Here is a 4,759-nt window from a genome sequence, read left to right as displayed (position 1 = left end):
AATATGATATATATATTTTTAGTAGTTGTTGCTCTTATAGTATTTTTAATTTTTTATATGTATTTAAATCCATCTGTAGACAATAAAGATTTTGATTTAGAATATAGAATCTCTAGTGGCAAAAAGAATTACTATAAAGAAAGGAATAGTAGTTATTCAGACAAAGATTATAGATTTAATCATCAATCTTATTGTAATCTCCTTGATGGAAAAAAATTAATAATACATTCGCTAGATAAAGAATCTAACGGAAAAGAAAGGGTAGTTTTTCTCCTAAAAGATGTGAGAGAAAAGTATCCTTCCGCAACCATCGACTATTTAGAGCAGAATAATAGTTTTAGTATTTTCAATATTAAATATCAGGGAGATTCGATTTTTTTATGGAAGAAACCTTCTTTAATACAAGAAAAGGAAGAACTTTTTTTTAAAGGAGAAAGGTGTCAAGCGTATGGTGATTTCTAAAAAAAGACTTATATAAATCTATCTCCGTAATGATGGATTTATGTTACAAGAATACATTTTTCAAATTTTTACATTTTCGAAAGTAAATTTTCTGTTATAATGTTAGGTAGCGATTTTTCCTAAATTTTACCTTTTCAGGGAGACCATGCTGGAACAGCAGGAACCCACCGTTTATGTGAACCCGTATAAGTTCAATGCAAAAGAATTGGATGAAGATACGGGCCTTTACTATTACGGAGCAAGATATTACAATCCGAGATTGAGTATTTGGTATGGAGTTGATCCATTGGCGGAAAAGATGCCAAGCTGGTCACCTTACAATTATACTTTTGATAATCCGATTAAATATGTTGATCCTGACGGTAAAAGTCCAGTAGATATTATTTTTAACCTTTATGATGTATCTTCTGGAAAATATAAAGAGTATGCGAGAATTAAATCTGAAAAATATAATATGAGTGTTAATATCTCCGCACCTTACCCTTTTCACGGAATATCATTAGCCCCTGATACATCTCAAAGAAGAACCTACGGTAATTATAGAGGAATTTCTGGAAAATATAAATTTGACGAATTGGCATCATTACATGGGGATCCGGATGCATTATCAATAGGCTTGGGAGGAAATATTTCAGGAGGTGCTGGATTTGGTTTAAGTGCTTCAGTAGCTTTAATGCTTAAAGGTCCGGATGCTGGGAAAGCAGGACTATATGGTACTGCCAATAATTTGGAAGGTTTTGAAGCATCAGCTGGTATTCAAGCAAGTCTTATGTTCTCAGATATTTCTTTGAAAGAATTTAGACTAAATACATTGGAAGGTTATGCTGAGGGAGTTCAAGGCGGAGGAGGCCCTGTAGGAGTTTCTATGTTTAAAAGTTATGATGGTGAATATAAGAGCAAAGGAGGTTGGTTCTCTGGTAAGACATTTCAGAAAAAGTCTTTGCTTTATCATGGATACAGCTATGGATTAGGAGTTGGGCCAGAAGATGTTTCAGCATCAGTATCAGCCTTTTCTGGTGATACTAAATATCTTGGAGAAGTTACAAATATTATAAAGTCTAAATAATGAAAAGAAAATATTGTTTTTTTGTCTTAATGATTTTTTTATCATTGATTTTGATAGGATGTAAAAACGCTCCTGTCGAATGTAATACTTCAGTTATTCAAATTGAAAACAAATGGCACGATGATAATGGTGGAATTCGATTTCTACTATGATACATTGAATAGATTGGTTGGTACAGGAACAAGGGATACCATCATAGGTGAAGAAGAACAGCCTGTACATTCTGTTAATTTTGCACATTCCACATATAATCTTAAAATGAAGTATAACAAGGTAGGTGGAATTATAGAAAAGACTCAACATCATGAAAGAGATATGATTGTTGTACCCGAAAATACGTATCAGAATAATTATGCCTACATAGGTGGAACTCATAAGCTTGATAAAGTAGATGACGGCTCAACAGGTAATACAGAATCATTTGAATATGATTTCGATGGTAATGCTGTAAGTCATATTGACATCAACGGAACAAGAAAAATGTTTTGGGATGAGCAGGATCGTATGAGTTTATCAGTATCATACCTATGATGATAAAGGAGAAAGAGTGATCAGATACGGACTGGAAGCACCAACACAGCTTTACCAGAACGGAGCACCTGTAGTGGTTGATGAATTGAGAATGGTTGATTACAAACTCTATCCAAATCCATATGTAACGGTAAGTTCTACAGGGCAGTACACGAAGCATTATTTTGAAGGTTCAAAAAGATTTGCGAGCAGACTGATGGACGGTGCTGTAAGATTYGARGATCCTTCGATTTTATACAGTAGCAAAACAGCTGAAGATAAAGCTGACAAGAAAGCCGATACAGAAGCGGATTTTAAGAAGTATCTTGAACAAACAGATCTTGGTAMTAATGTTTCTGTAGAATTAAGAGAAACAATGCAACATCCGGATTTAATCTGCACGGAGATCATTTGGGAACCGCAACATTTGTTACAAATTCTCAAGGTGATGCAACCCAATTTTTCTTAAATTTACCATTCGGGGAAACCATGCTGGAGCAGATGGACGGATCATACAATAATCCATATAAGTTCAATGCAAAGGAATTGGATGAAGATACAGGACTTTATTATTATGGAGCTAGATATTATAATCCGAGATTGAGTATTTGGTATGGGGTGGATCCTTTGGCGGAGAACTATTCAAGCTGGTCGCCATATGCTTATACATTTGATAATCCAGTTATTTATACAGATCCCAGTGGTATGGCACCAGAAAAAGAATTACCTGATAATCAAAAACTAGGTAAAGGTGATTGGCATAAATCAGATAGAGAAGCAAATACTCAGGTATGGAAAGATGCGAACAAATATAATTTGCAACAAAAAAATGGTTCCTCAGAATATACAAATATTGTTCAACGTACAGCTTTTTATAAATGGTTCCAGACTGAGACAGAAAGTCGTGGATATGAAACTAAATGGGCTGGAGCAGCTTATATTATAGCTAATCAAATGGCAGGAACAGAAGATCCTTGGTTAAATTGGGCTATGAGTTCTGAGATTAAACAATTTGCACAAGATGGTAATAAAGAGATTTTTGATAATGTTTTCCCAAAATTAAGAGGTCTGTATAATGGCGGAATACGTAAAGGGGAAGCTGCGAAAAGTTGGGATATAGCTACTTTAACTGTTGAGCAAAGAGATATTGTAGGACCTATTTACAAAAGACAGTCAAGTGAAACTTTAAGTACTTTGTCACAGATGGCTAAAGGTGAATCAATATATGGATTTGGGGTCCCATTGAATTTAATTTTTAATCCTAAAGGTGATATTACAAACTGGAAAGATAGATTTAATCATGGAATGCAAAAAGCTGTTCCAGCATGGGAGAAATCTAAAGGTGGTTCAATGCCAATAAATCAAATACAACGTTACAATCCATGATAAATAAAATCACAATTATACTAATGTTTTTATTTTCTTGTAAAGAAACAAATGTTAATCGCTATTTAGAGCGTCATATTCTTATTGCAAACATTGACACTAAGAAGAATTTGCTTATTTATTCTTATTGGAAAGATAAAGACTATGCAATAAAAGTCGAAGATTTAAAAACTGATAAAATGCTTTTTTTCTTTAAAATTAAAGACAAGTCTTTTACAGAACCTAAAATACATAAGAATAAAATATGTTTTCCAGAATCAAATGACAGTTTCATTTGTATAGATTATAAAAGAAATGCAATACTTTGGAGAATACAAACTAAAGGCAGAGTCAGAGAGTTTCAGTATGTAAACGACGATATGATTATAGCCAGTATAGATTCCTATGGTATAGTGGCTATAAATTCAAATTCTGGGAAAGTAATGTATGAATTATTATTACATGTAGACCAAAATTGTAGTGTAGATAATGCACCACGTCCTATTACTTATGATGTTAATTATTTTTATGTTGCAGATTTCAATTGTAACTCAGTAGTTGCATATAATATTTTGTCTGGGGAAAAAGTATGGAGTATCAATAGAAATTCAGAAGCCTTTTCAAACCTAATTGTAGCAGGAAAGTATATTTTTGTGGGAAGTAATGACTCATATAAAACGGGAGAAATTATGTTATTAGAAGCTAAAACGGGAAAATTAATCTATCAACATGAATCTAAATTTGAAATAATGTGTAATCCTATTTATTATAGAAATAAAATATACTATTATACTTACGATTCTAAACTAAATGAATTTGATATTGAAAATAGATCATCCAAGATTATCTATAGTTTCAGTCAAGAAGATGATATAAGTGGAAACCAGATTTACCCATTAGATAACTTTCTTTATATTCAGGATCTAAATTTTAATTTAAATAGAATTGATTTATCTACTTTCCAAAAAGAATTTATACAAAAATCTCCTAAAGGTTTGTTAGGTGTATATAAAATTAACACCGAGACTAAATTTCTTTATTAGTTGGGGAATTGCTGAATTGCTATCTTTTTTAGAACAAAATTATTATATTCCTTAACAAAAAAATAGAAACATTCGGATTGACTTAATCCGAATGTTTTAATAATGTAAGTTTTTCCTAAAATTTACCATTCGGAGAAACCATGTTGGAGCAGATGGACGGATCATACAATAATCCATATAAGTTCAATGCAAAGGAATTGGATGAAGATACAGGGTTGTATTATTATGGTGCAAGATATTATAACCCGAGGTTAAGTATCTGGTATGGAGTAGATCCTCATTAGTCTCTTTATTTACTTTGCTTCCAGCCTCT

At 32.4% G+C, this 4,759-nt stretch carries 6 protein-coding genes and 1 pseudogene; all 7 read left to right on the top strand.

Going from position 1 to position 4,759, the window contains the following annotated elements; all coding sequences use genetic code 11:
• Nucleotides 1–462: hypothetical protein (locus ASE55_RS02790; protein WP_238584974.1), on the top strand; the 462-nt coding region annotated here is incomplete at its 5' end.
• Between the two features lie 145 nt (nt 463–607).
• The gene (locus tag ASE55_RS02785; RefSeq protein WP_056215254.1) at nt 608–1,528 is read left to right on the top strand and encodes an RHS repeat-associated core domain-containing protein; all 921 of its coding nucleotides are present in this window, start codon (nt 608–610) and stop codon (nt 1,526–1,528) included.
• Between the two features lie 126 nt (nt 1,529–1,654).
• Nucleotides 1,655–2,059 (top strand): hypothetical protein, encoded by a 405-nt coding sequence (locus ASE55_RS02780; RefSeq protein WP_128414481.1) that lies wholly within the window; start codon nt 1,655–1,657, stop codon nt 2,057–2,059.
• Between the two features lie 16 nt (nt 2,060–2,075).
• On the top strand, nt 2,076–2,507 hold the full coding sequence (locus ASE55_RS02775) for a hypothetical protein (protein ID WP_056215248.1): 432 nt from the start codon (nt 2,076–2,078) through the stop codon (nt 2,505–2,507).
• Nucleotides 2,450–3,424 carry an RHS repeat domain-containing protein gene (locus ASE55_RS02770; protein WP_128414480.1) on the top strand — a complete coding sequence of 325 codons (975 nt, stop codon included), beginning with the start codon at nt 2,450–2,452 and terminating at the stop codon, nt 3,422–3,424. Before ASE55_RS02775 ends, ASE55_RS02770 begins: the two co-directional genes overlap by 58 nt.
• On the top strand, nt 3,421–4,446 hold the full coding sequence (locus ASE55_RS02765) for a PQQ-binding-like beta-propeller repeat protein (protein ID WP_056215242.1): 1,026 nt from the start codon (nt 3,421–3,423) through the stop codon (nt 4,444–4,446). Before ASE55_RS02770 ends, ASE55_RS02765 begins: the two co-directional genes overlap by 4 nt.
• Before the next feature lie 137 nt (nt 4,447–4,583).
• Nucleotides 4,584–4,730 (top strand): annotated as a pseudogene (locus tag ASE55_RS19785) (RHS repeat-associated core domain-containing protein); the annotation flags it as partial.
• Between the last annotated feature and the right edge of the window lie 29 nt (nt 4,731–4,759).

Origin of the sequence: Chryseobacterium sp. Leaf201, from assembly GCF_001421435.1 — a bacterium.
GTDB lineage: Bacteria > Bacteroidota > Bacteroidia > Flavobacteriales > Weeksellaceae > Chryseobacterium.
The sequence above is the reverse complement of the archived record's forward strand: the minus strand, read 5'-3'. Positions and strand labels throughout refer to the sequence as shown.